At 50.0% G+C, this 236-nt stretch carries 1 protein-coding gene; it reads left to right on the top strand.

Annotation, left to right across the window (positions count from 1 at the left end):
• Positions 1 to 236, top strand: a 236-nt coding sequence (locus GFJ41_RS18165; protein WP_206001622.1) for an uL14 family ribosomal protein, incomplete at both ends; no start/stop codon positions are given.

Below are 236 nucleotides of genomic sequence, written 5' to 3'. Positions count from 1 at the left end.
ATATGGTTCTTGCTACCGTCAAGAAGGGTAAGCCTGACTTGCGTAAGAAGATCATGCCTGCTATTGTTGTTCGCCAGCGTAAGGCTTGGCGCCGCAAGGATGGTGTCTATCTTTACTTTGAGGACAATGCCGGTGTTATTGTCAACCCTAAGGGTGAAATGAAGGGTTCTGCAATCACTGGTCCCGTTGCTAAGGAGTGTGCTGACCTTTGGCCTCGTATTGCCTCTAATGCCGGG

The sequence above is a fragment of the Paraclostridium dentum genome (assembly GCF_012922555.1).
GTDB lineage: Bacteria > Bacillota > Clostridia > Peptostreptococcales > Peptostreptococcaceae > Paraclostridium > Paraclostridium dentum.
This window is presented reverse-complemented; position numbering and strand designations above follow the sequence as displayed.